The sequence below is a fragment of the Ectothiorhodospira sp. BSL-9 genome (genome assembly GCF_001632845.1).
Classification (GTDB): domain Bacteria; phylum Pseudomonadota; class Gammaproteobacteria; order Ectothiorhodospirales; family Ectothiorhodospiraceae; genus Ectothiorhodospira.
This window is the reverse complement of the sequence record NZ_CP011994.1, coordinates 2,869,491-2,895,242: the sequence shown is the minus strand read 5'-3', so window position 1 is coordinate 2,895,242 and position 25,752 is coordinate 2,869,491. Positions and strand designations below refer to the sequence as shown.

Genomic DNA, 25,752 nt, shown 5'->3' with positions numbered 1-25,752 from the left:
TTCACTCCACGATCCGATCCAGGATCCCCTTGGCCTCGGCCACGATCGCGTTGCGGCTGAAGATCAGCCGCCACCGCGACCCTCCCGCCTGTCTCCACAGCACCGCTGCGCGAATCCCTGCCAGCAGCAACGTGCGAATGCGCGCCGCATTGTTGCTGTTCCCCAGATGACTCTGATCCCCCTGGACCACGATCCGCGGACCCAGTTGGCTGATGGTGTTCTGATAGGTCTCGCCCAGACGCGCCATGATGTTCTCATGGGTGATGCCGAAGGCCTCACTCTGATGACTGGCGACATCAATTCCATCGCCTAATGCCTTGACCATCTGAGGATTCTTCATCAGCTTTCGCTCCAGGTAGAGCACGCTGATCACGTAGCGGGAGATTTCCGCATCCACCTGATGGGAGGGCGACTGGATCTGTTCCAGCAGGGTACGCAGGCCTCGCTCCAGGTTGTCCACGCCACCGTACACGGACTCGATGGTGTTGGCTTCAAAGGCGAACAGGCTACCCACCATGGTCTGCAGTTGGTCCAGGTCGCAGCGGCCATGCCAGGCGATTTCCTTGACCATGGCGGCGGACTGAAACAGGGCAGCCAGGGCGAGGGCGCGATTATGATTTGAGGATTCCACGGGAATATCTTGTTTCTGGGTGGGTTATAGCAGGGAAGATACCATAAAGCCGGCTTTGCACGGGGCAGCCCGTGGGAGCGGCCCTCGGCCGCGAATGGGCGAACCAAACTACGGCGCCGGTTTCTCGGGGTTCGGGGCAGGCCCTCATCCAGGGATACCCCCCGGATGAGGGCCGGATACATCAATGGTTCCTGTTATTCGCGGCCAGGGCCGCTCCCACAAGGGGGCAAGGGGGCTCTCAGGATAAGGGCAGCGGATGCCGGCGGGCGATGATGCCGCCGCCCAGGCAGTGTTCACCTTCGTAGAACACGACCGACTGGCCCGGCGCCACGGCCCGCTGGGGTGTGTAGAAACGTACCTGCAGGGTGCCCGGTTCGTCCGGGGCGGCTTCCACCAGGCAGTCCTGATGCGCCTGACGGTAGCGGATCTTGGCCTGGCAGCGCAGGGGCAGGGCAGGGGGCTCGTCCGAGACCCAGTGCAGGTCCACGGCGGTCAGCCCGGTGGATTGCAGCGCGGGGTGGTCATGACCCTGGGCGACGATGAGCCGGTTGCGGTCCATGTCCTTGTCCACCACGTACCAGGGCACCTCGGGTGCGCCCTGTACGCCGCCGATGCCCAGGCCCTGGCGCTGGCCGGGGGTGTAGTACATCAGGCCCTGATGCTCTCCCAGCACCTGATCCTCAGTGCTGACGATCTCGCCCGGTTGGGCGGGCAGATAGCGTTGCAGGAAATCCCGGAAACGACGCTCGCCGATGAAGCAGATCCCGGTGCTGTCCTTCTTGGCGTGATTGACGAAACCGGCCTCTTCTGCGGTTTTACGCACACGGGTCTTTTCCAGCTCGCCCAGGGGAAAGAGGGTGCGGGAGAGGGCGCGCTGACCCAGGGTGTACAGGAAGTAGGACTGATCCTTGTTGGGGTCCTGGCCCTGCAACAGCTGGTATTGGCCGTCGTGACCCTGACGGACCCTGGCGTAATGGCCGGTGGCGATCAGGTCGGCCCCCTTGTCCAGGGCGTAATCCAGGAAGGCCCGGAACTTGATTTCCCGGTTGCAGAGGATGTCCGGATTAGGGGTGCGCCCGGCCCGGTACTCTTCCAGGAAGTGGGCGAACACCCGATCCCAGTATTGCTTGGCGAAATTCACCTTGTGCAGCGGGATTTCCAGTTCCTCGCACACGGCCCAGGCGTCCTTCAGGTCCTGGGCGGCGGAGCAGTAGCCGGGTTCGTCGTCGTCCTCCCAGTTCTTCATGAACAGGCCTTCGACGCGGTAGCCCTGTTCCATGAGCAGCAGGGCGGAAACAGACGAATCCACGCCGCCGGACATGCCGACGATGACGCGTTTGGGATGGGTATGGGGCATGCACCTCATGATACCACTCAAACTTCCACCAGTAACTCCAACGGATACCGCCGCCCCGCCAGGTAATCCTCAATACACCGCAGCACCAGCGGGCTGCGCTGGCAAGCCGGATCTTCCGCCAGTACACGCGGTTCCAGCCAATGGGTGGCCAGGATGTCCTCGTCCAGCGTGTGGTCGGGCAGGGGCTCGGACACGCTGCCGGTCACCGCCACCCGGATGAAGGTCAGCCCGCTGTCGGGATGCTGCCATCGGTAAATGCCCACCACCGCCTCCGGTATGAGCTGGCGCCCGGTTTCCTCCAGCGTCTCGCGGAGGCAGGCCGACAGCAGGGACTCGCCTTCCTCCAGGTGCCCGGCCGGCTGGTTGAAAACGCGGCGGCCATCCTCCTGCTCTTCCACCAGGAGGAAACGACCCTCCCGTTCAACGACGCTTGCCACGGTAACGCGCGGTGTCCAGACCATGAATATGAAAACTCCAGAGTTTGTATGTGGATTTGGATGTGGTTCTTCGTTGGGTTCTTTGTGGGACCTGCCCGGATGCTTGACACCGGGGCTGCGGACAGGTTCGTCATTCGCGGCCGAGGGCCGCTCCCACCGGCGAAATCAACCCACCCACCGACGCACCCGGGCATCGCGTGTATAATCCCACCAAAATCCTTAACAACAGTCATTTTCCACAAAGGGAGCTCCCATGGCTTATCAACATATCAAGATTCCCGAGCATGGCACCAAGATCACGGCTAATGAGGATTGTTCCCTGAATGTGCCCGATAACCCGATCATCCCCTACATCGAGGGTGACGGCATCGGTGTGGATATCTCGCCGGTGATGATGCGGGTGGTGGACGCTGCCGTGGAAAAAGCCTATGGCGGCAAGCGCAAGATTGCCTGGATGGAAGTCTTTGCCGGCGAAAAGGCCACCCGTGTCTATGGTGGCGATACCTGGCTGCCCAAGGAGACCATGGAGGCCGTGCGTGACTACGTGGTGTCCATCAAGGGCCCGCTGACCACGCCCGTAGGGGGCGGCATCCGCTCCTTGAACGTGGCACTGCGTCAGGAACTGGACCTCTACGTTTGCCAGCGCCCTGTGCGCTACTACCCGGGCACCCCGAGCCCGCTGAAGAATCCCGAGCAGACCGACATGGTGATCTTCCGGGAGAACTCCGAGGACATCTACGCCGGTATCGAATGGGCGGCGGGTTCCCCCGAGGCCAAAAAGCTCTCCGATTTCCTGGTCAACCAGATGGGCGTGACCAAGATCCGCTTCCCTGAAACCAGCGGCCTGGGCATCAAGCCCATTTCCGAAGATGGCACCAAGCGCCTGGTGCGCAAGGCCATCTGGTACGCCATCGAAAACGATCGCAGCTCGGTGACCCTGGTGCACAAGGGCAACATCATGAAATACACCGAAGGGGCCTTCAAGAACTGGGGTTATGACCTGGCCAAGGAGGAGTTCGGTGCCGAGGAAATCGACGGGGGCCCATGGTGCCGCCTGAAGAACCCCAACAACGGCAATGAAATCATCATCAAGGACGTGATTGCTGACAACTTCCTGCAGCAGATCCTGCTGCGTCCGGGCGACTACAGCGTGATTGCCACCATGAACCTCAACGGAGACTATATCTCCGACGCCCTGGCAGCTCAGGTGGGTGGTATCGGCATTGCGCCGGGGGCCAACATCTCTGATACCGTGGCCATGTTCGAGGCCACTCACGGTACCGCACCCAAGTACGCCGGCCTGGACAAGGTGAACCCGGGCTCTCTGGTGTTGTCTGCTGAAATGATGCTGCGCCACCTGCGCTGGTTCGAGGCGGCGGATTTGTTGGTCAAGGGCCTGGGTGGTGCCATCAGTTCCGGTCGAGTGACCTACGACTTTGCCCGTGCCGTCGACGGAGCCACCGAACTGTCGTGCTCCGAGTTCGGCGAAAATATCGTCGAACACATGTGATTCAGAAAGAAAACGGAAACGTTTCGACTGCATATCGATCAAAGGCTATGGGAGAAGAACGAAAATCCGACGAAGACAGTGGCCTGTTACTGGATGAGGCGAAGCCCCGACTCAAGCAGCCACCCCAGTTCAAGGTGGTGCTGCTGAACGATGACTACACGCCCATGGAGTTCGTGATCGAGGTCCTGGAGGTCTTCTTCGCGATGGATCGCGAGAAGGCCACCCGGGTCATGCTCCATGTGCATACGCGCGGCAAGGGCGTCTGTGGCATCTATACTCGGGATGTAGCTGAAACCAAGGTGGCCCAGGTCAACGATTATTCACGAGAGCATCAGCACCCGTTGCTGTGTGCGATGGAAGAGGCCTAGAGCGGTACGACCATGCTGAATAAAGAACTCGAGTTTTCACTGAACATGGCCTTCAAGGCCGCACGCGAAAAACGTCACGAGTTCATGACGGTGGAGCACCTGCTGCTCGCCCTCACGGACAACCCCACCGCCGTGAATGTGCTGCGAGCGTGCGGGGTCAACGTGGAAGGCCTGCGCAAGCAGCTCGAGGAATTCGTGGATACCAACACACCCAAGCTGCCCCTGAAGGACCCGCGGGACACCCAGCCCACGCTGGGCTTCCAGCGGGTGCTGCAAAGGGCCGTCTTCCATGTGCAGTCCTCCGGCAAGAAGGAGGTCACCGGTGCCAACGTGCTGGTGGCCATCTTCGGTGAGCAGGAGTCGCATGCCGTTTACCTGCTGGGCCAGCATGATCTGGCCCGGCTGGACGTGGTCAACTACATCTCCCACGGCATCTCCAAGGTGCCGGATGAGCAGCAACAGGAGGAGGATCCCTCCAGTGCTGCGCCCAGCGAAGGTCAGGAGGGCGAGGAGAGCAACCGCAAGAATCCGCTGGAAAGCTACGCCACCAACCTCAACGAGCAGGCCCGCAAGGGCAAGATTGACCCCCTGATCGGCCGGGCCCATGAACTGGAGCGCACCGTGCAGATCCTCTGCCGGCGCAGAAAGAACAACCCGTTGTTCGTGGGTGAAGCCGGCGTGGGCAAGACTGCCATCGCCGAGGGTCTGGCCAAGAAGATCATCGACGACCAGGTGCCTGAAGTGCTGCGGGACAGCACCATCTATTCCCTGGACCTGGGTGCGCTGGTGGCCGGCACCAAGTACCGGGGGGACTTCGAGAAGCGCCTCAAGGGTGTGCTGGGTCAGTTGCGGCGTGAGCCCGGCGCGGTACTGTTCATCGACGAGATCCACACCATCATCGGTGCCGGTTCTGCCTCCGGTGGCGTGATGGATGCCTCCAACCTGATCAAGCCCATGCTGGCCTCGGGTGAGCTCAAGTGCATCGGCTCCACCACTTATCAGGAATATCGCGGCATCTTCGAGAAGGATCGCGCCCTGGCGCGGCGTTTCCAGAAGATCGACGTGAATGAGCCGACGGTGGATGAGACCTTCGAGATCCTCAAGGGCCTCAAGTCCCGGTTCGAGTCCCACCACGAGGTGCGCTATACCAGCAAGGCCCTGCGGGCTGCGGCTGAACTCTCCAACCGCTACATCACCGACCGCCATCTGCCCGACAAGGCCATTGATGTGATCGACGAGGCCGGGGCCAACCGGCGGTTGCAGCCGGTCAGTCAGCGCAAGAAGACCATCTCGGTGCAGGATGTGGAGAACATCGTCGCCAAGATTGCCCGTATCCCGCCCAAGAGCGTGTCTGCCTCGGATATGGACACCCTCAAGAATCTGGAGCGCAATCTCAAGATGGTGGTCTTTGGTCAGGATGAGCCCATCGAGAAGCTGGCTGCGGCCATCAAGATGTCCCGCTCCGGGCTGGGCGATACCGACAAGCCCATCGGCTCCTTCCTGTTCGCCGGGCCCACCGGCGTGGGCAAGACCGAGGTCACCCGCCAGCTGGCCCAGATCCTCGGGATCGAACTGGTACGCTTTGACATGTCCGAGTACATGGAGCGCCACACGGTCTCCCGGCTCATCGGGGCGCCGCCGGGGTATGTGGGGTATGACGAGGGCGGCCTGCTCACCGATGCCATCCTGAAGCAGCCCCACTCGGTGCTGCTGCTGGATGAGGTGGAAAAGGCGCATCCGGATGTGTTCAACCTGCTGTTGCAGGTGATGGATCATGGCACCCTCACGGACACCAACGGGCGCAAGGTGGACTTTCGCAATGTGATCGTGGTGATGACCAGTAACGCCGGGGCCGAAGTGGCCAGCCGGCCGTCGGTGGGCTTCACCCAGCAGGATCACTCCAGCGATGCCATGGAGGTGCTCAAGCGCACCTTCAGTCCGGAGTTCCGCAATCGCCTGGATTCCATCATCCAGTTCAAGGCCCTGGATGCGGTGACCATCGCCAATGTGGTGGACAAGTTCCTGATCCAGTTGCAGGCCCAGCTGGATGAGAAGAAGGTGGCCCTGGTAGTGGATGAGGAGGCCCGCGCCTGGCTGGCGGAGCATGGCTACGATCCGAAGATGGGTGCGCGTCCCATGGCCCGCGTGATTCAGGATCAGATCAAGAAGCCGCTGGCAGAAGAGGTGTTGTTCGGTCGCCTGGTGGGCGGCGGCGAGGTGCACGTCACGGTCAAGGACGGCAGTCTGTCCCTGGACTTTGCCGAGGAACCGGTGCACTGAGCTGCCCCGGCCAACCCTCACCCCCAGCCCCTCTCCCGCCAGCGGGAGAGGGGAGCAGGATCCCTTATCCTGGCTGAAGGGAAAATTCAGCAAAGCCCTTCTCCCCTTGGGGGAGAAGGGTTGGGATGAGGGGGGATTACTTGTTCCGGTAAACGATCCGACCCTTGCTCAGGTCGTAAGGCGTCATCTGCACGGTGACCCTGTCGCCCCGGAGGATACGGATGTAGTGTTTTCGCATGCGCCCCGAGATGTGGGCCGTGACGATGTGTCCGTTATCCAGCTCAACACGAAACATGGTGTTGGGCAGGTTATCCAGCACCGTACCATCCAGCTCGATGTGATCTTCTTTAGACATATGCCCATACAGGGTTTGGCGATCCAGGTGGGGTAATTATCAACACTGTGCGCCATAACACAAGAGCTATCTGCCCCTTCTGATGCGGTTTGTCACCAGCATTGCCCCCGCCCCCCCGGTTTGCCTACACTAGGCGGCTTTACCATGACCCTCGCAAGGACTTGTCTCATGAGAATCGCCTGTGTCTTTCCGGGCCAGGGCTCCCAATCCCTGGGTATGCTCGGCGCCCTGGCGCAAGCCCATCCGCAAGTGCGCGAAACCTTCCAGGAGGCCTCCGATGTACTGGGGCTGGATCTGTGGGCGCTGACCCAGGAAGGCCCCGAGTCGGATCTGAACCGGACCGAAAACACCCAGCCAGCCATGCTGGCAGCCGGCGTGGCCGCCTGGCGGGTGTGGAATGCCGAAGGCGGCCCCGAGCCCCAGATCATGGCGGGCCATAGCCTTGGCGAGTACACCGCGCTGGTTTGCGCCGATTCCCTGGATTTTGATGTGGCCGTGCGCCTGGTGGCCGAGCGGGGTCGCCTGATGCAGGGGGCCGTGGCCGAGGGAGAGGGCGCCATGGCGGCTGTGCTGGGTCTCACGGAAGAGCAGGTGCAGGCCGTTTGCCTGGAAGCCTCCGCTGATGGCGTGGTGGAAGCCGTTAACTTCAATGCCCCCGGTCAGGTGGTGATCGCCGGCGCGACGGCGGCCGTGGAGCGTGCCACCCTGTTGGCCAAGGACGCTGGCGCCAAACGGGCCGTCCAGCTGCCGGTGAGCGTGCCCTCCCATTGCCAGCTGATGAAGTCGGCCGCCCTGCAGATGCATGTGCGTCTGGATGCGGTCCGTGTGGGCACTCCCCGCATCCCCGTGATCCATAATGTGGACGTGGATTGTCACGATGGCGCCAGTGTGATCCGCGGTGCCCTGGCGGCACAGATTCACCGCCCTGTGCGCTGGGTGGAGACCATTCAGCGCATGGCCGGTGACGGCATCACCCATGTGGTGGAACTGGGGCCCGGCAAGGTGCTCACGGGCTTGAACAAGCGCATCGACAAATCTTTGAAACTGGCCTGTGTGCAGGATCCTGAGTCCCTGGCTCAGGCCCTGGAGATGTGCCGGTCCTGACGGGGCCGCTGCCCATTGCAGACCGCAGACGAGGAGTATGCATGACTCTTGAAGGTGAAATTGCCCTGGTGACGGGCGCCAGCCGTGGTATTGGCAAATCCATCGCCCTGACCCTGGCCAGCCAGGGTGCGACCGTGGTGGGTACCGCCACCAGTGAAAAGGGGGCGGAAGGGATCACCGCCTATCTGAACGAGGCGGGTGCCAAGGGCCGCGGCATGGTCCTGGACGTGACCCGTCCGGAGGATGTGGATGGCCTGATCAAGCAGGTGAGTGGCGAATTCGGCGCTGTGACCGTGCTGGTGAACAATGCCGGCATCACCCGGGACAACCTGCTGATGCGGATGAAGGATGAAGAGTGGGATGACATCATCCAGACCAACCTGACCGCCGTCTATCGGGTGAGCAAGGCCGTGCTGCGCGGCATGATGAAGGCCCGCAAGGGGCGTATCATCAACGTGGGCTCGGTGGTGGGTTCTTCCGGCAATGCCGGGCAGACCAATTACGCCGCCGCCAAGGCGGGCCTGCTGGGCTTCAGCAAGTCCCTGGCCCGCGAGGTGGGCGCGCGTGGCGTGACCGTGAACACGGTGGCGCCGGGCTTTATCGACACGGACATGACCCGGGGGCTGCCGGAAGAGCAGAAGAATGCCCTGCTGGGCCAGATCCCGCTGGGTCGGTTGGGTGATCCCGCCGAGGTGGCTGGGGTGGTGGCCTTCCTGGCTTCGCCGGCGGCTGCCTACGTGACCGGGGAGACCCTGCACGTCAATGGCGGCATGTTTATGGGCTGATCCAGGGCCCAGGTCATGATCAGGGTAATGTTTTAGCTTGATTTTTTATCACGCCCAGTAGAGTTTACAGCCCATCGGTCGCGGTCCATACTTCCGGGGGTGCGCTGCACCCCTTGGCGAACACGCACAGTGGATCGACCGAAGGGATTTCAATACAATAGCGGCCCAGCTTCGGCTGCATTTCAAATCAAGGGGATAGGTTAACCATGAGCAATATCGAAGAACGCGTCAAGAAAATCGTCGTTGAGCAACTCGGCGTTAAAGAGGAAGACGTCACCAACAGTGCCTCTTTCGTGGACGATCTCGGCGCGGATTCACTGGACACCGTTGAACTGGTGATGGCGCTGGAAGAGGAATTCGAAACCGAAATTCCTGACGAGCAGGCCGAGAAGATCACCACCGTTCAGCAGGCCATCGACTACATCAATGAGCACCTGCCGAGCGCCTGATCGGGGATTACCAATACCCGTGTTCAACGCCCGTGGCCGCGACCAGTCCCCTGATCGCGGCCACGAGTGCTCAAACCGCTGGTTGTACAGAGTTGAACTTCAAGATTTCACGCCCGGCGTGAAAAAGGGGCAGTAGATTGTCTAAACGGCGCGTAGTCATCACCGGTCTTGGCATCGTCTCGCCGGTCGGATCCACCATCAATACCGCATGGGACAACATCACCGCGGGTCGTAGTGGCATCTCTCCCATCGACGTCTTTGACGCATCCGAGATGCCCGTGCGCATCTCCGGGGCCGTCAGGGATTTCAACGCTGACGATTACATTTCACCCAAGGAACAGCGCAAGATGGACACCTTCGTCCATTACGGCATGGCCGCCGGGATCCAGGCCATTCGTGACGCCGGGGTGGAAGTGACCGAGGAAAACGCCGAGCGTATCGGTGTGGCCATCGGTTCGGGTATCGGCGGTCTGCCTTATATCGAGAAGAGCTACGCCGCTTTTCTCAAGGGCGGTGCCCGCAAGATCTCCCCATTCTTCGTGCCCAGCGCCATCATCAACATGGTCGCGGGCAACCTCTCCATCATGTACGGCCTCAAGGGTCCGAACATCTCCATCGTTTCCGCCTGTGCCACCGGTACGCACAACATCGGTGACGCCGCGCGCATGATCAAGTACGGCGAAGTGGACATGATGGTGGCCGGTGGCGCCGAAATGGCCACCACGCCCCTGGGTATCGGTGGTTTTGCCGCGGCCCGGGCCCTGTCCACGCGCAACGACGACCCCACCCGTGCCAGTCGCCCCTGGGACCAGGACCGCGACGGCTTCGTGCTGGGCGACGGCGCTGGTGTTGTGGTGCTGGAAGACTACGAGCACGCCAAGGCCCGGGGCGCCCGCATCTACTGCGAGTTGTCCGGCTTCGGCTGGAACTCCGACGCCCACCATATGACCCAGCCTTCCGAGGGCGGCGAGGGTGCGGCAGCCTGCATGCTGCAGGCCCTGAAGGACGCCGGCATCAATCCCGATGAAGTGGATTATGTGAATGCTCATGGCACCTCCACCCCGGCCGGCGACAAGGCCGAGACCATGGCCGTGAAGCGTGCCCTGGGTGACCATGCCTACAAGACGGCGGTGAGTTCCACCAAGTCCATGACCGGTCACCTGCTGGGTGCTGCTGGCGGCATCGAGGCGGTCTTCTCGGCGCTGGCCCTGCATCATGGCGTGTTGCCGCCCACCATCAACCTGGATAACCCCGATCCTGCTTGCGATCTGGATTACGTGCCCAACACGGCGCGGGAGACCAAGGCCCGCGTGGCTGTCTCCAACTCCTTCGGGTTCGGTGGCACCAACGGCAGCCTGGTCTTTAACAAGATCTAAGGCCTATCCGGCGGCGCAAGGGCAGCAGAAGAGCAGAGGGTTGACCGATGATGCTCGTCAACGGACAACCCTCTCAATGCCTGCCGGTAACAGACCGCGGGCTTCAATACGGCGACGGTCTTTTTGAAACCCTGCGGGTGGAAGCGGGGTCACCCCGCTTCTGGGCGCGACACCTCGGTCGTCTGCAGGCAGGATGCGAGCGCCTGGACATCCCGCCGCCCGATCCGGATGTGCTGCATCAAGAGGCCTCCTCGCTGCTGGAAGGGCAGTCCCGGGGCGTCCTCAAGATCATGATCACCCGGGGCAGTGGGCCTCGGGGATATCGTCCTCCCTCCTGTCCTGAACCGAGCCGCCTGCTCGCCTTCACCGAACTGGCTCACCCCCCATCTCCGGCAACGCATGTGGGCGTGGATGTGCGCCTGTGCAGGATGCGACTTTCCCGTAACCCGGCGCTGGCCGGCATCAAGCACCTGAATCGGCTGGAGCAGGTGATGGCCCGGTCTGAATGGTCCGACGAGTATCAGGAAGGCCTCATGCTGGATACATCGGAACAGGTAGTGGAAGGCACCATGAGCAATCTTTTTCTGGTCCGGGGGGAGGCCCTGGTCACCCCTGAGCTGTCACACTGTGGCGTGGCCGGTATCACCCGGGCGCGGGTTCTGGAGACGGGCCGGGCATGGGGGCTGCCCTGCCGGGAGGAACAGGTACGGCTTGAGGATCTCTGGCAGGCCGATGGGCTGTTCCTGACCAATACCCTCATCGGTCTTTGGCCCGTGCGCTCCCTGGAGGGGCGTGCCATGCCAATGCCGCCGCTCATTGGCCACCTGCAACAGGCCCTATGACCCCATCGAGACAGGCTACCCCATGCGAATCCTGATACTACTGTTGCTGATGGCCGTGGCCGGGGCCGGTGCGCTGGCCTGGGACTATCAACAGTTTCTGGAAAGGCCTGCCAACGTGGCAGAAAACCAGGTATTTACCGTGCCGTCCGGGGCCTCGCTGCGGCGTGTGGGACAGGACCTGGCAGAAGCCGGCATCATCGGGAATGCCCATTACTGGGAGGCCTACGGGCGCATGGAGGGCAAGGCCCAGGACCTGCGTGCCGGTGAGTACCTTCTGACCCCGGATCTCACGCCTCCGGCGCTGCTGGCCTTGTTCGTACAAGGGCGCACCCTGCAGTACAGCCTCACCATCCCCGAGGGCTGGAATTTCCGGCAGATGATGCGGGCCATCGCGGCCCATGAGCACATCGAGAACACCCTGGAGCCCGACGACCACGATTCGGTGATGGAACGCCTGGGGAAGCCGGATGCCCACCCTGAAGGCTGGTTCTTCCCGGATACCTATCTCTTCCCCCGTGGCACCACGGACATGGACTTCCTGCGCCGTGCCCATGAACGCATGGAGCGTGCCCTGGCGTCGGCCTGGGAGGCGAGGCAGGAAGACCTGCCCCTGGCAAATCCCTACGAAGCCCTGATCCTGGCCTCCATCGTCGAGAAGGAGACGGGCCGGGCGGTGGAACGGCCCATGGTGGCGGCGGTCTTTGTGGAGCGCCTGCGCCGTGGCATGCGTCTGCAGACCGACCCCACGGTGATTTATGGCATTGAGCATTTCGATGGCCGTATCCGTCGCCGCGACCTGCGTCTGGATACCCCCTACAATACCTACACCCGTGACGGCCTGCCGCCCACGCCCATCGCCCTGCCAGGGGCGGCCGCGCTGGAAGCCGTGGCCAATCCGGCGGACTCCAGGGCCCTGTTCTTTGTCTCCCGGGGCGATGGCAGTCACCACTTTTCCGAGACCTACCGGGAACATCGCCAGGCGGTGATCAAATACCAGCTCGGTGGTGATGCCAGCCGGTACGGTCGCTGATTGACCAGGATTCATCCCATTGACCACCCAGTCTGATCATCCAACGCAAGCCGCGCCCGTTCGCGGGAAATTCATCTGCCTCGAAGGGATCGAGGGGGTGGGCAAGTCCACCCAGGTGCAGGCACTGGCGGACCACCTGAGCGGGTGTGGAATCCCCGTGATGACCACCCGCGAACCCGGCGGCACCCAGATCAGCGAGGCCGTGCGTGAATTGCTGTTGTCGCGGGACTACCCGCCCATGCATGAGGACACGGAGTTGCTGCTGGTATTTGCCGCCCGGGCCGAGCATCTGCAAAGGCGCATCCTGCCCGCGCTGGAGGCCGGCACCTGGGTGATCAGTGACCGCTTCACGGATGCCACCTACGCCTATCAGGGGGGCGGTCGAAAAATCGATGTGCAGCGTATTGCCGCCCTGGAGAATTGGGTGCAAGGCGCCTTCCGGCCCGATCTGACGCTGTTTCTGGATGCCTCGGTAGCCACCGGTCTGGCCCGTGCGGCCAAGCGGGGCGAGAGCGATCGTTTCGAGCAGGAGACCTTGTCGTTCTTCGAGCGGGTGCGTTTCATCTACCACATGCGGGTGCAGATGAATCCCGGGCGGTACGCCGTGATCGACGCCGAGCAGTCCCTGGAGCAGGTGAGGGCGGATCTGATCGCCCGGGTGGACGCCCTGGTGAATGTCGGGTGGAAACGGGGGGGCGCATGACCGGCGCGCCTTATCCCTGGCTGTCGCCGGCCTGGCAGGCCCTCAAGGGGCGGGTGGATGCCGGGCGCCTGGCCCACGGCCTGTTGTTCACGGGCCCTCAGGGTGTGGGCAAACTGGAGATGGCCCGACGTTTTGCCCAGAGCCTGCTGTGCAGCAACCCCGATGCCGAGGGCGCACCCTGTGGGCAGTGCCATGGTTGCCACATGGTACGGGCCGGATCCCATCCGGATCTCACCGAACTGACCATCCCCGCGGGCAAGACCCGGATCCTTGTGGACCAGATCCGCGGCCTGGCCGGTTTCATGGGGCTGAGCCGCAGTCATGGGCGCCATCGCCTGGCCATCATTCATCCAGCGGACGCCATGAACGATGCCTCGGCCAACAGTCTGCTCAAGACTTTGGAAGAACCCCCGGGGGAGGGCGTGCTGATCCTGGTGACGGCCCATCCGGCCCGCCTGCCTGCTACGATCCGCAGTCGCTGTCAGCAGATCAAATTGCCCATGCCGGATGCTGCCCGGGCCCGGCAATGGCTCGCCGAATCCGTGCCCAGGGAGTCTCTGGATAGTTTGCTGGCCCTGGGGCAGGGGTCACCCCTGCGGGCCCGGAGCCTGGCCGGGGGGGAGGCCTTGGAGGAATGGCAGGCACAGCGACGTGCCCTTCTGGATCTGCTGGGGCGACGGGCATCCCTGAGCAGCCTGGTGGATCGCCTCAAGGATGCATCCATGACCGAATGGGTCACCCGCTTGCAGATCCTGGTGGATGACCTGATCCGCTGGCACATGACCGGCGCGGATGACCCCCGGGTGTCGGGGATTGCCCCGCGCGAGGATTTGCAGGCCCTGGCAAAGGCGTTAGACTTGCAGGCATCGTTCCAGCTTCAGCAGCAGTTGCTGATCTGGCGCCAGGGTCTGGACTCCAACGTGAATACCGTGATGTTCCTGGAGGACATGCTGATCACCTGGCGGGATCTGGCCCGCTCCTGAACCCTCACGCATCGCCTGCCAGGCAGGTCCAACCGGGGAGGCCATCGTGGCACCGGGACAAGGTATCCTCTCGCTGTCCATCAAGGACAAGAACTCGCTGTATTCCGCCTACATGCCCTTTGTAAAGAATGGCGGCCTGTTCATCCCCACGCAAAAGCCCTACAAGCTGGGGGATGAGATCTTCATGCTGCTCACCCTGATGGAGGAGCGCGAACGCCTGCCCGTGGCGGGCCGCATCATCTGGATCACGCCGCCCCGCGCCCAGGGCAACCGGACGCCCGGCATTGGCGTGCAGTTCAATGAACAGGACAACGGTGCCACCCGCAACAAGATCGAAGGCCTGCTGGGCGGCAGTCTGCAGGCCGATCGTCCGACTCATACCATGTAGGATCTCGCACCTTGCTTATCGACTCCCATTGTCATCTGGACCGCATCGACCTCAAGCCCTTTGACGGCGACAGGGACCGCATGATGCAGGCGGCCGCCGAGGCGGGCGTGGATCACATGCTGTGCGTGTGCATCGACATGAACAATTACGCCCAGGTGAAGGATCTGGCTGCTCGTTATGTACAGGTATCCTGCTCGGTGGGCGTGCATCCCAGTGCGCGGGAGGGGCATGAGCCCACCGAAGAGGAACTGGTGTCCATGGCCGGTGATCCGGGTGTGGTGGCCATTGGCGAGACGGGGCTGGACTATCACTACAATGAAGGGGACCTGGAGTGGCAGCGGGAGCGTTTCCGTCGCCACCTGCGGGCTGCTCGGGCCGCGGGCAAGCCGGTGATCATCCATACTCGGGATGCGCGTCGGGATACCCTGGATATCCTCAAGGAGGAGGGGGTCCGGGACACCGGTGGGGTGCTGCACTGCTTCACCGAAGACTGGGACACGGCCCGCGCCGGGCTGGACATGGGCCTGTTTGTGTCGTTTTCCGGCATCGTCACATTCCGCAATGCCCAGGCCCTGCGGGACGTGGCGCGACAGGTCCCGGATGATCGTCTGTTGGTGGAGACCGATGCCCCTTACCTGGCCCCGATGCCTTACCGGGGCAAGACCAATCACCCTGCCTGGGTGCGTCATGTGGCGGAGTGCCTGGCGGACGTGCGGGGCGTGCCCCTGGAACGCCTGGCCGAACAGACCACGGCGAACTATGGTCAGCTGTTCGGCGCGCCGCCCCATCGTGCCTCCTCGTCGCTGGCAGGGGTGGGCTGAGACCGAGGGCTAGATTTCGGCTGCACGCTCCACGGCCTGCTCCATGTGGCCGGTGCGGGTGTAGAAATGCGGTGAAAACCGGATCCCGCCCCCACGCAGGGCACATAGCACCCCGCCTTCCATGAGTTGCTGATAGGTCTTCTGGGCATCCATGCCCTTGCGTCCGAAGGTGACGATCCCCGCCCGACGATCTGCCTGCACGGGTGAATACACGTCGAACTTGCTGGCTCGAAGCAGATCGATGAGGTATTCCACGTTGCGTGACAAGGCATCGGCCACGAACTCCATGCCTGTCTCCTCGAACAGTGACAGGCTGGCCTCCAGGGCATGGATGCCCAGCATGTTGGGGCTGCCGCATTCAAAACGTCGGGCAGAGTGGGCCGGCTCCCAGTCCAGGCGGTCGAAATTGCCCATATCTTCCACCATGTGCCAGCCAAATTGCTGCAGCGTGAGTTGATCCCGCAGGCGCTCGGCGCAATAGAACACGGCAATGCCCTCCGGGCCCAGGAGCCATTTGTGGGCATCGGCGGCCAGGAAATCCGCCTGGCACTCCTGTACATCCAGGGGGAGGGCGCCCAGTTGCTGGATGGCATCCACGCAGAACAGCACGCCCCGATTGTGGCAGGCGCTGCCCAGTCGGTTCAGGTCCATCCGCAGGCCGCTGGCATATTGCACGGCGCTCACGCTGAGCAGGCGCGTGCGCCGATCCATGGCGCCCAGCAGGGCAGCCTCCGGGTCTGAGACCTTCGCCAGGTCCACCAGCCGGGTTTCCACCCCGAAGCGTTCCAGGGACTGCCAGACGATGCGGTTGGAAGGGAACTCCTGAAGGGGGCAGACCACATTCTCTCCGGCTTGCCAGGGCAGGCCGTGTGCCACCACGGACAGGGCCTCGGAGGTGTTCTTGAGGAGGCCGATATCATCCACGGACGGGGCTTGGATGAGCCGTTGAAGCCGCTCCCGCAGGCGTTTTTCCACCTTCAGCCATTGCAGGTAGTGGCGGGAACCCAGCCGGGTGTTTTCCTCGGCGAAGGCGGCCACGGCACGCTGAGTGCGCACGGGCCATGGTCCGACGGCGGCGTGGTTCAGGTGCAGGATGTCGTCGGCCAGGGGGAATTCAGGGTGCATATCAATCCTCAGTTTGGGGTGCGGTTTGCCTTCGCCCATCAGGGTTTGTTATATTCGAAAAGCTTTGCCCCCTTAATACTTTGCCATCAAGGCCGCCTTCATGCGCGGCCTCCTCGGAGAGCAGGGCTGGCACGCCTGCGGCGCCCGTTCTTCGTCACGCTGGATCCAAGATCCCTTTTTGCATCTTGATCTGATCACAGAATCGGAGGCGTCTATGAATTCCGTCCTCAATTTTTATCGACACGAAGAATTGCGGGAGCTCGAAACCCGGGCCTTCAAAGTCTTCACCGACCGTAATCTTGACCAGATTCCGGCCCTGGATCGTCTGTCCGACGACTGCCGCTTCGAGATGAAGGTGGTGGCCAGCGTCCTGCCGTTTCGTGTCAATGAGTACATCATAGAGGAATTGATCGACTGGGATCAGGTACCGGATGACCCAATCTACCAGTTGACCTTCCCGCAGCGCGACATGCTCGAGCCCGAGGCCTTCGAGCGCATGGCCGATTTGCATCGTCGCGGCGCGGATCGCACCGAGATCGTGGCACTGGCCCGTGAACTGCGCGAAGAACTGAACCCGCATCCAGCAGGGCAGATGGAGATGAACCGCCCGGAACTGGATGGAGAGCCCTTGCAGGGCCTGCAGCACAAGTACCGCGAGACCGTGCTGTTCTTCCCCAGTCAGGGGCAGACCTGCCATGCCTATTGCACCTTCTGCTTCCGTTGGGCGCAATTTGTGGGCGACAAGAGTCTGCGCATCGCCTCCAACCAGGCCAGCGACATGCTGGGCTATCTGCGTGTCAAGCCCGAGGTGAGCGATATCCTCATTACCGGCGGTGACCCGATGGTGATGAAGACCAAGCATCTGGCCCAGTATCTGGAGCCGCTGATGGGGCCCGAGTTTGACCATGTGCAGACCGTGCGCATCGGCACCAAGGCGTTGACCTTCTGGCCACATCGCTTCGTGAGCGACGCCGATGCCGACGATCTGGTCATGCTGCTGGAGCGCCTGGTGAAGGCGGGCAAGCATGTGGCCATCATGGCCCATTACAATCACTGGCGGGAAATGGAAACCCCCATGGCCCGCGAGGCCATCCGTCGTCTGCGCGCCACCGGCGCCGAGATTCGCAGCCAGGGTCCGCTGCTGGCGCACATCAACGACGACCCGGATGTGTGGGCACGCATGTGGGAAACGCAGGTGCGCCTGGGGATCATCCCGTATTACATGTTCGCCGAGCGTGATACCGGCGCCCGTCGGTACTTTGAAGTGCCGCTGGCCCGTGCCTGGGAGATCTACCGGGATGCCATGAAGCAGGTGTCCGGTCTGAGCCGCACCGCCCGTGGACCTTCCATGAGTGCCGGTCCCGGCAAGGTGGAGATCCAGGGCGTGACCGAGATTCACGGCGAGAAGGTGTTCGTGCTGCGCTTCATCCAGGGCCGCAATCCGGAGTGGGTGCAGCGTCCGTTCTTTGCCCGTTATGATGACCAGGCCACCTGGCTGAATCATCTCAAGCCGGCCTTTGGCGAAGAGAAGTTCTTCTTCGAGGATGAGTACGAGGCCATGCAGGCGGGGGTTGCCTGATCCTTCGTCGGATGATCTGACTGGAGCAGGTGAGGGCAGGGCCGCGAGCAATCGCGGCCCTTTCTGGTTTTGGCACCATGGTGAGACGATGAACAACGAAGCCATCAAGCAGCGCGATCTGGCAGTGGTCTGGCACCCCTGCACACAGATGAAGGATCACGAGCATCTCCCGTTAACGCCCATTCGGCGAGGGGAGGGGGTCTGGCTGGAAGACTTTGACGGGAATCGCTACATCGATGCCGTCAGTTCCTGGTGGGTGAATCTGTTCGGTCACGCCAATCCGGTGATCAATCAGGCCATCCGGGACCAGCTGGATCAGCTGGAGCACGTGATCCTGGCCGGGTTCAGTCATGAGCCGGTGGTGAGACTCTCCGAGCGCCTGGTTCAGATCACGCCTCCGGGGCTGAGTCGCTGTTTTTATGCCGACAGCGGCTCAGCAGCGGTGGAGGTGGCCCTGAAGATGAGCTTTCATTACTGGCTCAACACAGGGCAGGGGGGCAAGACGCGATTCATCTGTCTGACCAATAGCTACCACGGCGAGACTCTGGGGGCCCTGGCGGTGGGCGATGTGCCCCTGTACAAGGCCACTTATGGTCCGTTGCTCATGAAGCCCATCCCGGTCACGGCGCCAGATTGCTATGAACGTGAGCCGGGTGAAACCTGTGAGCAGGTGGCCGAGCGTCGGTTCCAGGCCATGGAAGAGACCCTGGCGCGCCATGCCCATGAGACGTGTGCCGTGATCGTCGAGCCCCTGGTGCAGTGTGCTGGCCATATGCGCATGTACCATCCCCGTTATCTGGAGCTGCTCCGCGAGGCCTGTGATCGGCATGGGGTGCATTTGATCGCCGATGAGATTGCGGTGGGTTTCGGGCGCACGGGGACGATGTTTGCCTGTGAGCAGGCGAACATCACGCCGGATTTCATGTGTTTGTCCAAGGGGCTGACCGGGGGGTATCTGCCGTTGTCGGTGGTACTCACCAACGACACGGTGTATCAGGCCTTTTACGATGACTACACCAAGTTGAATGCCTTCCTGCATTCCCATTCCTACACGGCCAATCCGCTGGCCTGTACGGCGGCGTTGGCCACGCTGGATCTTTTTGAGCAGCAGGATGTGCTGGGGAGTAACCGGCGTCTGGCCCAGGTGATTCGGGAGTCCCTGGCGCCGTTGGTGGATCATCCGCACGTGGCGGATGTGCGTCAGCACGGGATGATCGCTGCGGTGGAGATGGTCAAGGACAAGGCCACCCGGGAGCCGTATCCCTGGCAGGAGCGTCGCGGGCTGATTGCCTATCAGCATGCTCTCAAGCGCGGTGCCTTGCTGCGGCCACTGGGTAACGTGGCCTACATGATGCCGCCCTATGTGATTACTGAGGAGCAGATCCGGTTTCTGGCTCAGGTGATGGCTGAGGGGATTGATCTGGCGACAGCGGCTGATTGAGTGGTTTTGCCTGGGTGGCCTTTGTGGGTGGCTTCGTTTGGGGTCCGGGGTGGAGTCAGTCTCCGGGGGCAGATTCCTTACAGCGGGACGCCGTGAATACGTCCATGTAGGCTCTGCAGCCGCATCCTGCGGCTGAAGCCCGCTTACAGGAATCCGCCCCCGGAGACTGACCGGACGCATCGGTCCAAGGATGGCGGCCGTGGGGGCAACGGTATTCAGTCTATCGTAGTACGCATAATATATATTATGTTAAATGATGTCGCTGGCAGGCAATGGTCCTGCGGGACTGCCTGTCCCCCGGCCAAGGGAATCCCAGCCCTTCACCAAAAGGCCCCCAAAACGTAAGCCGCGATATCAGGAACTGCTGGGGGTGTCGAAGCCCCCATCAAACCCGCTAAACCTGCCGCGTATCCTTCCAAAGACGCGTCTGCGCCTCGTTTTCGATGTCCCATTCCTCCAGGGAGAACTGCTTGTCTCCCGTTTCCAGCAGGATCCAGCTCATGAAATCGGCCACCCGTTCCGCCTGCTGGAGCTGACCTTCGGCCTTCAGGCGGCGGAACCGTTCCACGCCCGGGAAGCGCTGTTCGTCGGTCTCGCGGATCCGTGTTTGCATGGGGGTGTCCACCACGCCCGGGCGTACGCTGCCCACATGGATGCCACGCGCACCCAATTCATCCCTCAGGCACTGGTAGAGCATGTACAGGGCCGCCTTGGAGGCGCAGTAACCGCCCCAGCCCTGCAGGCTGCGGTGGGCCGCGCCGGAGGATACCTGCAGGATGCGCCCGTCCTCGGCCAGGTACGGCAGCAAGGCCTGGGTGAGAAACAGCGGCCCCTCCACGTTTACGGCCTGCTGGTACCGCCAGTCATCCAGGCTGACCTCGCTCAAGGCGCCCACGGGCTCGAGCACGGCAGCGTTATGAACCACAGCGTGAATGGTGCCTTGAGCGGCGGCCGCCAGAGCGATCGCGTCCCGACCCGCGGGCGTGGAGACATCGGCTACGGCCGCCTGGATAGCCTCTGGGGCCTTGGCGCGGGTCTCTTCCAGGGCATCGGCCCGGCGGCCAACGGCGATGACTCGCCCCCCGCGATTCACCAGGTCCCAGGCAAGGGCCCGGCCCATGCCGCTGCCCGCTCCTGTGACTACGGTCCAACCTTTTTTTCGTCCTGGCATGGCTGCCCCCTGTCGCATGCTGGATGCGGGAATGTCTGTAAGCGCCCATAATACACCCCCCATTGATCCACGATCCAAGCCCCGGAGACCCAAGGGAACCATGGATAAGACCTCGCTCGACCAGGCTGCACTCGATTACCACCTCTACCCTACCCCCGGAAAGATCTCCGTGGTGCCCACCAAGGGGCTGACCAACCAGCGGGATCTGGCCCTGGCCTACTCCCCCGGCGTGGCGGCGGCCTCCCGGGCCATCGCTGCCGACCCCAGCGAGGCTGGCAGGCTGACTGCCCGTGCGAACCTGGTGGGGGTGGTCACCAATGGCACCGCAGTGCTGGGTCTGGGGGCCGTGGGGCCTCTGGCGGCCAAGCCGGTCATGGAAGGCAAGGCGGTGCTATTCAAGAAGTTCGCCAATATCGATGTGTTCGACATCGAGTTGAACGAGAACAACCCGGACAAGCTGGTGGACATCATCGCCGCCATGGAGCCCACCTTCGGGGGCATCAATCTCGAGGATATCAAGGCGCCGGAGTGTTTCTATATCGAGAGCCGGCTGCGCGAACGCATGAACATCCCGGTGTTTCACGATGACCAGCATGGTACCGCCATCGTTGTGGCCGCAGCCGTGCTCAACGCCATGCAGCTGTCCGGCAAGGATCTGAGCAACGTCAAACTGGTGACTTCCGGGGCCGGTGCTGCCGCCCTCGCCTGCCTGGATCTGCTGGTCACCCTGGGTCTGCCCCTGGATAACATCTGGGTCACGGATATCCATGGGGTGCTCTACAAGGGCCGCCCCGAGGAGATGGATACCATCAAGCAGCGCTTTGCCCAGGCCACGGATGCCCGTTCCCTGGGCGAGGTCATGGACGGTGCCGATATCTTCCTGGGGCTCTCTGCGGGCGGTGTTCTCAAGAAGGACATGGTGGCGCGAATGGCGCCCAACCCGCTGATCATGGCCCTGGCCAACCCGGATCCGGAAATCCTCCCCGAGGAGGTGCTGGAGGTGCGCCAGGATGCCGTGATGGCCACGGGGCGTTCCGACTATCCCAACCAGGTGAACAACGTGCTGTGTTTCCCGTTCATCTTCCGGGGGGCCCTGGATGTGGGCGCCCGCACCATCACCGATGAGATGAAGGTGGCGGCGGTCAAGGCCCTGGCGGAACTGGCCCGGGCCGAGCCTTCCGAAGTGGTGGCCAAGGCCTACGGGGATGAAGGCCTGCGTTTCGGGCCTTCCTATCTGATCCCAAAACCCTTTGACCCCCGGCTGATCGTCAAGATTGCCCCCATGGTGGCCAAGGCCGCCATGGATTCGGGAGTGGCCACGGCGCCCATCGAGGAGTTGTGGACCTATCGGGATCATCTCAACAACTTCGTGTATCAGTCCGGTTTCGTCATGAAACCGGTGTTCGCCGCCGCCAAGGCGGCGCCACGTCGGGTGATCTACCCCGAGGGCGAGGACGAGCGGGTGCTGCGTGCCGTGCAGACGGTGCTCGAGGAGGGACTGGCGCACCCGGTGGTCATCGGCCGCCCCGAGGTGGTTCAGTCGCGCATCGAGCGCATTGGCCTGCAACTGACGCCGGGCAAGGATTTCGAGCTGATCAACCCGGATTCCGATCCCCGCTTCCGGGACTTCTGGTCGGATTATCACAGCATGATGGGGCGTCGCGGGGTCACGCCGGATGTGGCCAAGCACCGCATCCGCAGCAACAACACCCTGATCGGCAGCATGCTGGTGCGCAATGGGGAGGCGGACGCCATGATCTGCGGCATGGTGGGTCAGCACGCCTACCATCTCAAGCACGTCAGCGATGTCATCGGCCTGGCCCCGGAGGTGCGCACGTTTGCCACCATGAACCTGTTGATGCTGCCCCATCGCACCCTGTTCATCTGCGATACCTATGTGAATGAGAACCCGGATGCCCAGACCCTGGCAGAGATCACCCTGATGGCCGCCGAAGAAGTGCGCAATTTCGGCCTCACGCCCAAGGTGGCCCTGGTCTCCCACTCCAATTTTGGCAGTGTGGAATCGGAAACTGCCAGGAAGATGAGTCGGGCCCGGGATATCCTGGAGCGCATGGATCCGAACCTGGAGGTGGATGGCGAGATGCACGCCGATGCCGCCCTCAAGGAAGAGATCCGCAATCGCCTGTTCCAGCATTGTCGCCTCAAGGGCGAGGCCAACCTGCTGGTGATGCCCAATATCGATGCCGCCAACATTGCCTTCAATCTGCTCAAGGCCTCCAGTGGCGAGGGTGTCAGTGTGGGCCCGATCCTGCTCGGGGCCGCCCGTCCGGTACATATTCTCACCGAAACGGCCTCGGTGCGTCGTCTGGTGAACATGACGGCCCTGGCGGTGGTGGATGCCAACCAGTATGAAAAACGCGAGGGCGAGCGGCGCTACGACATCACGCCACAGCGACCCGGTTAACGTGAAAGAACCAGGTCAGCTACAGACACTCCCTTCTCCCCCGAGGGGGAGAAGGGCTTGTAACGTATCTTTCATCATCTGGGGTGACTCACGACCGTGATGCATGAGCGTTAGGATCACCGGGCGGTTGAGTCATCTCGGGGGTGGTGCCGGGTTGATGGGGGCGACTATACTGTATGTGTAAACAGGAATTGAGGCGCCCCCATGCACACTCCCCGCCAGGGCCAGCTTGCATTGCCGGGCATCCCGCCTGCGCCGCCTGGCCGGTTGCGAACCGCACCCCCGGTGCGCGCCGACGACGGCCCGGGGGGTGCTCCCGGGCCTGCTGAAGCCTCTCCATCCAGGCCAGAGGCTTCATCGGCGCCCCGGCCGGATCTCTGGCTGGCCCTGTATTTCCCCCACCTCTGCCTGGATCTGATCCACCAGGCGGGAGAGGCCGTGGCCGATCCCCTGGTCATCATCCAGGAGAAAGGCAGGCAGCAGTGGGTCCATGCCGCCAATCGTCGTGCCCGGCAACGGGGCATCTGCCCTCTGATGCCCCTGGCGGCCGCCCTGCCCCTGTGCCGGGAATTGATCACCCTGCCCCGTCATCTCTCCGCAGAGCAGCAGGCCCTGGATGCGCTGGCGGGTTGGGGACTGCAATTCACCGACCATGTGCATCAGCCGCCGGGCGAGCCCTTGATCCTGCTGGAGATCGGGCGCAGCCTGCGTCTGTTCGGGGGCGTGGAGGCCCTGCGGGGCCGGGTTCTGGAGGCGCTCGGCCCCCTGGGTTTTCAGGTGCGGGCGGGGATCGCGCCCTGCCCCTCCGCTTCCCGCCTGCTGGCACAGTGGGCACCGGGCACAACGGTCACGGATGGCGACGCCCTGCTGCGTCTGCTTCGGGAGGCCCCGCTGGAAACCCTGGAAGATGACCCCAAACGCCAGGAAAGATTGAGAGGATTGGGATTGCGCACATTGGGGGATCTGCTGCGGCTGCCCCGTGAGGGTCTGGCCCGGCGTCTGGGGCCGGAGCTTCTGCGGGAACTGGATCGATTGTGTGGACGGGTGCCAGACCCCCTGCCCCGGTTCAATCCACCGGCCCGCTTCGAGCACACTCGGCATCTGCCCTTCGAGGTGGACCGGCATGCCCAGCTGCTCCTCGCGCTGGAATCGTTGCTGTGGATGCTGGCTGGCTGGTTGCGGGGACGGGGTCTGGGCGTGAGCCGCCTGCGGGTGGCATTGCATCATCACCGGAGGGTATCCACGCCGCTGCGGGTGGGGCTGTTGTCTCCCAGTCGGGATGCAGAACACCTGTTGGAGGTCTGCCGGGAGGTGTTGGAGCGTACTGTGCTCGAGGCCACGGTCACAGCCCTGACCGTGTCGGCGCAGGATCTGTCGCCGCTGGCTCATCATCAGGGTCAGACCCTGTTCACCACGGGGTCCGAACAGCGGGCAGACCTGCAACAACTGCTGGAACGTCTGCGGGCCCGTCTGGGCGAGGATGCGGTCAAGGGGTTGGCCTGCGTGGCGGATCATCGCCCTGAACGGGCCTGGTGTTTCATGAAGATGGGCATTGGCGAGGGGGACCCTGGCAGTCAGGTGCGCCCATCCACGGGGGTGCGTCCCGTCTGGTTGCTGGATCCCCCCATGGCATCCCCCTGCCCTGTGACCCCAGTGGAGACGGACGAACGCATCGAGTCGGGCTGGTGGGATGACGGGGATGTCAGACGGGACTATGTTCGGGCCTCCACGCCCGCTGGGCAGGGCCTGTGGCTGTATCGGGATCTGCGCAACCCGGACGGGGGATGGTATCTGCAGGGGTTGTTTGGTTGACGGGCGGCCAATGACGCCTTAACGGGCTGAGTCATCCTGCTGATGGGCCTCCTGGATCTGCTGTGAACGGTCGGCCGCATCCTTGATGTCCTGCACCATCCTGAGGCGGCTGTTCTCCGGGAACGGGTATTCCATGTAACGGGCGGCGGCCCGGGCCACCTCCTGGCCGTGGAAACGCAGCACCAGTTGCAGGGCCATGTCGATGCCGGCGGAGATGCCCGCAGAGGTGATCACCGAGCCGGCATCCACCACGAACTCATCCTCCACCACCATGACATCCGGGAAATACTCCCGCATCCAGTCCAGCGAACGCCAGTGGGTGGTGGCGCGCAGGCCCTCCAGCAGGCCTGCCTGCCCCAGCAGCATGGAGCCGGTGCACACACCGGCCAGCAGGGACAGTCCATCGGACTGTTGCCGCAACCATTCCATCAGCCGGATGTTGCTGATCTCCCGCCGGGCCCCCCGTCCGCCGGGAACCACCAGGATGTCCAGGTCCGGGCAGTCTTCGAAATCGTGATGAGGCACCACCATCATGCCCCCGGTCGTCGTGATCACCTGCTTGTGCTCGGCAATCAGGCGGATATCGAAGGGGGAATCGGTTTCGGCCCTTCGGGCCTCGTCCAGGCGCGTGGTGGAGAACACCTCGAAGGGGCCGGCAAAGTCCAGAACTTCCACCTGGTCGAAGACCAGGATGCCGACAAGTGTGCTGCGGTTACCTTTGTCGCTCATCAGTAGGTTCCTTGACGCTGCCCACACCTGAACGGATCCAGGCCCGGGCAA

At 62.9% G+C, this 25,752-nt stretch carries 24 protein-coding genes; 17 read left to right on the top strand and 7 right to left on the bottom strand.

Going from position 1 to position 25,752, the window contains the following annotated elements:
• Nucleotide 1: 1 nt before the first annotated feature.
• The 3 genes from hflD to ECTOBSL9_RS13485 all read right to left on the bottom strand — a co-directional run bounded on the left by hflD (nucleotide 2) and on the right by ECTOBSL9_RS13485 (nucleotide 2,449).
• Nucleotides 2-631: a high frequency lysogenization protein HflD gene (gene hflD / locus ECTOBSL9_RS13495; protein ID WP_063465478.1), complete on the bottom strand. Its 630-nt coding sequence runs from the start codon at nucleotides 629-631 to the stop codon at nucleotides 2-4.
• Nucleotides 632-869: 238 nt separating this feature from the next.
• Nucleotides 870-1,988, bottom strand: a complete 1,119-nt coding sequence (mnmA, locus tag ECTOBSL9_RS13490; protein ID WP_063465477.1) for a tRNA 2-thiouridine(34) synthase MnmA — start codon at nucleotides 1,986-1,988, stop codon at nucleotides 870-872.
• Nucleotides 1,989-2,005: 17 nt separating this feature from the next.
• Nucleotides 2,006-2,449, bottom strand: a complete 444-nt coding sequence (locus ECTOBSL9_RS13485) for an NUDIX hydrolase (protein ID WP_063465476.1) — start codon at nucleotides 2,447-2,449, stop codon at nucleotides 2,006-2,008.
• 229 nt (nucleotides 2,450-2,678) lie between these two features.
• Between ECTOBSL9_RS13485 and icd the strand changes: the two genes are divergently transcribed.
• The 3 genes from icd to clpA are packed head-to-tail and all read left to right on the top strand — an operon-like array spanning nucleotide 2,679 to nucleotide 6,583.
• Nucleotides 2,679-3,935, top strand: coding sequence for an NADP-dependent isocitrate dehydrogenase (gene icd / locus ECTOBSL9_RS13480; protein ID WP_063465475.1), 1,257 nt, complete (start codon nucleotides 2,679-2,681; stop codon nucleotides 3,933-3,935).
• Nucleotides 3,936-3,982: 47 nt separating this feature from the next.
• Nucleotides 3,983-4,303 carry an ATP-dependent Clp protease adapter ClpS gene (gene clpS / locus ECTOBSL9_RS13475; protein WP_063465474.1) on the top strand — a complete coding sequence of 107 codons (321 nt, stop codon included), beginning with the start codon at nucleotides 3,983-3,985 and terminating at the stop codon, nucleotides 4,301-4,303.
• A gap of 12 nt (nucleotides 4,304-4,315) precedes the next feature.
• Entirely contained in the window at nucleotides 4,316-6,583 is a 2,268-nt protein-coding gene (gene clpA / locus ECTOBSL9_RS13470; protein WP_063465473.1) for an ATP-dependent Clp protease ATP-binding subunit ClpA, read from the top strand.
• Nucleotides 6,584-6,719: 136 nt separating this feature from the next.
• Here clpA and infA read toward each other — a convergent pair whose 3' ends face one another.
• Entirely contained in the window at nucleotides 6,720-6,938 is a 219-nt protein-coding gene (gene infA / locus ECTOBSL9_RS13465) for a translation initiation factor IF-1 (RefSeq protein ID WP_025281712.1), read from the bottom strand.
• Nucleotides 6,939-7,106: 168 nt separating this feature from the next.
• On the opposite strand from infA, the gene fabD reads away from it, so the two are divergent.
• The 10 genes from fabD (at nucleotide 7,107) to ECTOBSL9_RS13415 (ending at nucleotide 15,419) form a co-directional block, all read left to right on the top strand.
• Nucleotides 7,107-8,042 carry an ACP S-malonyltransferase gene (fabD, locus tag ECTOBSL9_RS13460; protein WP_063465472.1) on the top strand — a complete coding sequence of 312 codons (936 nt, stop codon included), beginning with the start codon at nucleotides 7,107-7,109 and terminating at the stop codon, nucleotides 8,040-8,042.
• 41 nt (nucleotides 8,043-8,083) lie between these two features.
• A complete protein-coding gene (fabG, locus tag ECTOBSL9_RS13455) occupies nucleotides 8,084-8,827 on the top strand; it encodes a 3-oxoacyl-ACP reductase FabG (RefSeq protein WP_063465471.1) in 744 nt (247 codons plus the stop codon).
• A gap of 206 nt (nucleotides 8,828-9,033) precedes the next feature.
• On the top strand, nucleotides 9,034-9,276 hold the full coding sequence (acpP, locus tag ECTOBSL9_RS13450) for an acyl carrier protein (RefSeq protein WP_063465470.1): 243 nt from the start codon (nucleotides 9,034-9,036) through the stop codon (nucleotides 9,274-9,276).
• 137 nt (nucleotides 9,277-9,413) lie between these two features.
• Nucleotides 9,414-10,652 (top strand): beta-ketoacyl-ACP synthase II, encoded by a 1,239-nt coding sequence (fabF, locus tag ECTOBSL9_RS13445; protein WP_063465469.1) that lies wholly within the window; start codon nucleotides 9,414-9,416, stop codon nucleotides 10,650-10,652.
• A gap of 47 nt (nucleotides 10,653-10,699) precedes the next feature.
• A complete protein-coding gene (pabC, locus tag ECTOBSL9_RS13440; RefSeq protein ID WP_063465468.1) occupies nucleotides 10,700-11,494 on the top strand; it encodes an aminodeoxychorismate lyase in 795 nt (264 codons plus the stop codon).
• Between the two features lie 22 nt (nucleotides 11,495-11,516).
• Nucleotides 11,517-12,524: an endolytic transglycosylase MltG gene (gene mltG, locus ECTOBSL9_RS13435; RefSeq protein WP_063466207.1), complete on the top strand. Its 1,008-nt coding sequence runs from the start codon at nucleotides 11,517-11,519 to the stop codon at nucleotides 12,522-12,524.
• Between the two features lie 19 nt (nucleotides 12,525-12,543).
• Nucleotides 12,544-13,227: a dTMP kinase gene (gene tmk, locus ECTOBSL9_RS13430; RefSeq protein ID WP_063465467.1), complete on the top strand. Its 684-nt coding sequence runs from the start codon at nucleotides 12,544-12,546 to the stop codon at nucleotides 13,225-13,227.
• The gene (gene holB, locus ECTOBSL9_RS13425) at nucleotides 13,224-14,210 is read left to right on the top strand and encodes a DNA polymerase III subunit delta' (RefSeq protein WP_063465466.1); all 987 of its coding nucleotides are present in this window, start codon (nucleotides 13,224-13,226) and stop codon (nucleotides 14,208-14,210) included. The genes tmk and holB overlap by 4 nt, the downstream gene beginning before the upstream one ends.
• Nucleotides 14,211-14,256: 46 nt before the next feature.
• The gene (locus ECTOBSL9_RS13420; RefSeq protein WP_025281703.1) at nucleotides 14,257-14,598 is read left to right on the top strand and encodes a PilZ domain-containing protein; all 342 of its coding nucleotides are present in this window, start codon (nucleotides 14,257-14,259) and stop codon (nucleotides 14,596-14,598) included.
• A gap of 11 nt (nucleotides 14,599-14,609) precedes the next feature.
• Nucleotides 14,610-15,419 (top strand): TatD family hydrolase, encoded by an 810-nt coding sequence (locus ECTOBSL9_RS13415; RefSeq protein ID WP_063465465.1) that lies wholly within the window; start codon nucleotides 14,610-14,612, stop codon nucleotides 15,417-15,419.
• 9 nt (nucleotides 15,420-15,428) lie between these two features.
• On the opposite strand, the gene ECTOBSL9_RS13410 is transcribed toward ECTOBSL9_RS13415, so the two are convergent.
• The gene (locus ECTOBSL9_RS13410) at nucleotides 15,429-16,544 is read right to left on the bottom strand and encodes an aminotransferase class V-fold PLP-dependent enzyme (protein WP_063465464.1); all 1,116 of its coding nucleotides are present in this window, start codon (nucleotides 16,542-16,544) and stop codon (nucleotides 15,429-15,431) included.
• Nucleotides 16,545-16,758: 214 nt separating this feature from the next.
• Between ECTOBSL9_RS13410 and ECTOBSL9_RS13405 the strand changes: the two genes are divergently transcribed.
• Together ECTOBSL9_RS13405 and ECTOBSL9_RS13400 are read left to right on the top strand one after the other, a co-directional pair.
• Complete coding sequence (locus tag ECTOBSL9_RS13405; RefSeq protein ID WP_063465463.1) at nucleotides 16,759-18,123, top strand: KamA family radical SAM protein; 1,365 nt, start codon at nucleotides 16,759-16,761, stop codon at nucleotides 18,121-18,123.
• Nucleotides 18,124-18,211: 88 nt separating this feature from the next.
• Nucleotides 18,212-19,564, top strand: a complete 1,353-nt coding sequence (locus ECTOBSL9_RS13400) for an adenosylmethionine--8-amino-7-oxononanoate transaminase (RefSeq protein ID WP_063465462.1) — start codon at nucleotides 18,212-18,214, stop codon at nucleotides 19,562-19,564.
• Between the two features lie 394 nt (nucleotides 19,565-19,958).
• Here the strand turns inward: ECTOBSL9_RS13400 and ECTOBSL9_RS13395 are convergent, their stop codons facing one another.
• Nucleotides 19,959-20,684 carry an SDR family oxidoreductase gene (locus ECTOBSL9_RS13395; protein WP_240480989.1) on the bottom strand — a complete coding sequence of 242 codons (726 nt, stop codon included), beginning with the start codon at nucleotides 20,682-20,684 and terminating at the stop codon, nucleotides 19,959-19,961.
• Between the two features lie 151 nt (nucleotides 20,685-20,835).
• On the opposite strand from ECTOBSL9_RS13395, the gene ECTOBSL9_RS13390 reads away from it, so the two are divergent.
• Nucleotides 20,836-23,160 carry an NADP-dependent malic enzyme gene (locus ECTOBSL9_RS13390; RefSeq protein WP_063465460.1) on the top strand — a complete coding sequence of 775 codons (2,325 nt, stop codon included), beginning with the start codon at nucleotides 20,836-20,838 and terminating at the stop codon, nucleotides 23,158-23,160.
• A gap of 204 nt (nucleotides 23,161-23,364) precedes the next feature.
• Nucleotides 23,365-24,972, top strand: coding sequence for a DNA polymerase Y family protein (locus ECTOBSL9_RS13385; protein ID WP_082829940.1), 1,608 nt, complete (start codon nucleotides 23,365-23,367; stop codon nucleotides 24,970-24,972).
• 18 nt (nucleotides 24,973-24,990) lie between these two features.
• On the opposite strand, the gene ECTOBSL9_RS13380 is transcribed toward ECTOBSL9_RS13385, so the two are convergent.
• A complete protein-coding gene (locus ECTOBSL9_RS13380) occupies nucleotides 24,991-25,701 on the bottom strand; it encodes a DJ-1/PfpI family protein (RefSeq protein WP_063465459.1) in 711 nt (236 codons plus the stop codon).
• Between the last annotated feature and the right edge of the window lie 51 nt (nucleotides 25,702-25,752).

Coding starts and splice junctions, on each gene's coding strand:
- clpS (WP_063465474.1), top strand. CDS start 3,983: ATGGGAGAAGAACGAAAATCCGACGAAGACAGTGGCCTGTTACTGGAT.
- holB (WP_063465466.1), top strand. CDS start 13,224: ATGACCGGCGCGCCTTATCCCTGGCTGTCGCCGGCCTGGCAGGCCCTC.
- ECTOBSL9_RS13385 (WP_082829940.1), top strand. CDS start 23,365: ATGCACACTCCCCGCCAGGGCCAGCTTGCATTGCCGGGCATCCCGCCT.
- ECTOBSL9_RS13380 (WP_063465459.1), bottom strand. CDS start 25,701: ATGAGCGACAAAGGTAACCGCAGCACACTTGTCGGCATCCTGGTCTTC.
- fabD (WP_063465472.1), top strand. CDS start 7,107: ATGAGAATCGCCTGTGTCTTTCCGGGCCAGGGCTCCCAATCCCTGGGT.
- clpA (WP_063465473.1), top strand. CDS start 4,316: ATGCTGAATAAAGAACTCGAGTTTTCACTGAACATGGCCTTCAAGGCC.
- fabG (WP_063465471.1), top strand. CDS start 8,084: ATGACTCTTGAAGGTGAAATTGCCCTGGTGACGGGCGCCAGCCGTGGT.
- pabC (WP_063465468.1), top strand. CDS start 10,700: ATGATGCTCGTCAACGGACAACCCTCTCAATGCCTGCCGGTAACAGAC.
- ECTOBSL9_RS13405 (WP_063465463.1), top strand. CDS start 16,759: ATGAATTCCGTCCTCAATTTTTATCGACACGAAGAATTGCGGGAGCTC.
- icd (WP_063465475.1), top strand. CDS start 2,679: ATGGCTTATCAACATATCAAGATTCCCGAGCATGGCACCAAGATCACG.
- mnmA (WP_063465477.1), bottom strand. CDS start 1,988: ATGCCCCATACCCATCCCAAACGCGTCATCGTCGGCATGTCCGGCGGC.
- infA (WP_025281712.1), bottom strand. CDS start 6,938: ATGTCTAAAGAAGATCACATCGAGCTGGATGGTACGGTGCTGGATAAC.
- ECTOBSL9_RS13410 (WP_063465464.1), bottom strand. CDS start 16,544: ATGCACCCTGAATTCCCCCTGGCCGACGACATCCTGCACCTGAACCAC.
- ECTOBSL9_RS13395 (WP_240480989.1), bottom strand. CDS start 20,684: ATGGGCCGGGCCCTTGCCTGGGACCTGGTGAATCGCGGGGGGCGAGTC.
- mltG (WP_063466207.1), top strand. CDS start 11,517: ATGCGAATCCTGATACTACTGTTGCTGATGGCCGTGGCCGGGGCCGGT.
- ECTOBSL9_RS13400 (WP_063465462.1), top strand. CDS start 18,212: ATGAACAACGAAGCCATCAAGCAGCGCGATCTGGCAGTGGTCTGGCAC.
- ECTOBSL9_RS13390 (WP_063465460.1), top strand. CDS start 20,836: ATGGATAAGACCTCGCTCGACCAGGCTGCACTCGATTACCACCTCTAC.
- ECTOBSL9_RS13485 (WP_063465476.1), bottom strand. CDS start 2,449: ATGGTCTGGACACCGCGCGTTACCGTGGCAAGCGTCGTTGAACGGGAG.
- acpP (WP_063465470.1), top strand. CDS start 9,034: ATGAGCAATATCGAAGAACGCGTCAAGAAAATCGTCGTTGAGCAACTC.